This is a genomic window from Gemmiger formicilis, from assembly GCF_016901605.1.
GTDB classification, from domain to species: domain Bacteria; phylum Bacillota; class Clostridia; order Oscillospirales; family Ruminococcaceae; genus Gemmiger; species Gemmiger formicilis_B.
In genome coordinates, this window is record NZ_JACJKP010000306.1 from 1 (window position 1) to 1,614 (window position 1,614).

The 1,614-nt window shown below is 45.2% G+C and carries 1 protein-coding gene; it reads left to right on the forward strand.

The genetic code is table 11. The annotated features are described in order from the left end of the window. Positions 1 to 60 precede the first annotated feature (60 nt). On the forward strand, positions 61 to 1,599 hold the full coding sequence (locus H6B10_RS14435) for a recombinase family protein (RefSeq protein WP_204652238.1): 1,539 nt from the start codon (positions 61 to 63) through the stop codon (positions 1,597 to 1,599). Positions 1,600 to 1,614 lie beyond the last annotated feature (15 nt).

Below are 1,614 nucleotides of genomic sequence, written 5' to 3' on the forward strand. Positions count from 1 at the left end.
GGGTAACGCCCCCGGCAAGGTGGGCAAGCCACCCACGAAATAACGAAAGGTTGTGTAAATATGAAAGCCGTAATATATGCCCGCTATTCCTCCGACAGCCAGCGCGAAGAAAGTATAGAGGGACAGCTTCGAGAGTGCAAGGAGTACGCCGAGCGAAACGGTATCACGGTTTTAAGTGCCTACATTGACCGGGCTTTGTCCGCAAAGACAGATAATCGTCCTGAATTTCAGCGCATGATTAAAGACAGCGCAAAGGGACTTTTTGACATTGTTTTAGTCTGGAAACTGGATAGATTTGCCAGAAATCGTTATGACAGTGCCCACTATAAAGCCATACTAAAGAAGAATGGCGCAAAGGTAGTATCGGCAAAGGAGGCCATTGCCGAGGATAGCACTGGAATTTTACTGGAAAGTCTTTTGGAGGGCTATGCCGAATTTTATTCCGTTGAATTGTCCGAAAAAATTCATCGGGGTCAGAAAGAAAACGCCTTGAAGGGGTTAAATAATGGCGGCGGGATTCCCCTGGGCTATCTGTTGGGAAAAGACCAACGGTTAGAGGTTGATCCTATTACCGCGCCTTTGGTGGTTGAGATTTTCTCCCGCTATGCCGAGGGGGAAACCATTCGTGCTATTGTGGATTCTCTGAACGAACGTGGATTACAGACTAAACGAAATAAGCCGTATACTATGAGCAGCTTTAACTCTATCTTGAAAAACCGCAAATACATCGGTGAGTATAAATATCAAGATGTAGTAATACCTGGCGGTGTTCCCTCCATTGTTCCGCAAGAACTCTTTGACCGGGTACAAGCGCGTATGGAAAAGAACAAGCGTGCCCCAGCTATGAGCAAGGCTGACGAGAAATTTTTGCTTACAACCAAGTTGTTTTGCGGTAAGTGTGGACGGCTCATGGTAGGCGAAAGCGGAACCAGCCACACGGGAAAGAAGCACTATTATTACAAATGTGGGAGCGCCAAGCGAAAAACAGGTTGCACCAAAAAGGCAGTAAAAAAAGATTGGATAGAAAATCTGGTGGTTGGGCGCACCATGCGAATGATATTTGATGATAGAACCCTTGCCGCTATCGCGGAAATGGTTCTGGAAGTACAATCGCGTGAAAGTAACTCTTTGCCCGTCCTAAAAAGGCAGCTTGCACAAGCTGAACAGGGAATAGAAAATATGCTGAATGCCATTCAGCAGGGGCTTTTCACTTCGTCCACAAAGCAGCGGTTGGAGGAACTGGAGGCCGCAAAAGAGCGGTTGACAGTCAGTATCTTACAAGAAGAACTGAAAAAGCCACACTTGACGAAAGAACAGATTTTGTTTTTCCTAAACCGCTTTCGTGCTATCGACATCAGTAAACCAGAACAGCGGCAACGTTTAATTGACAGCTTTGTAAACGCAGTGTATGTGTATGATGATAAAATCATCTTAACTTTTAACTATAAGGACGGCACAGAAGCTATCACCTTAGATGACATAAAAGGTTCGGATTTTTTCTTTTGTTGGCGCCGAATAGGCATGATAAAACCCCCAGTTCAACTGGGGGTGGATAAAAAATACTTTAGTGAAGAGAAAGAACCTCCTGTGCTAGAATAAAGCTGGTCTGGCAAC

Coding starts and splice junctions, on each gene's coding strand:
- H6B10_RS14435 (WP_204652238.1), top strand. CDS start 61: ATGAAAGCCGTAATATATGCCCGCTATTCCTCCGACAGCCAGCGCGAA.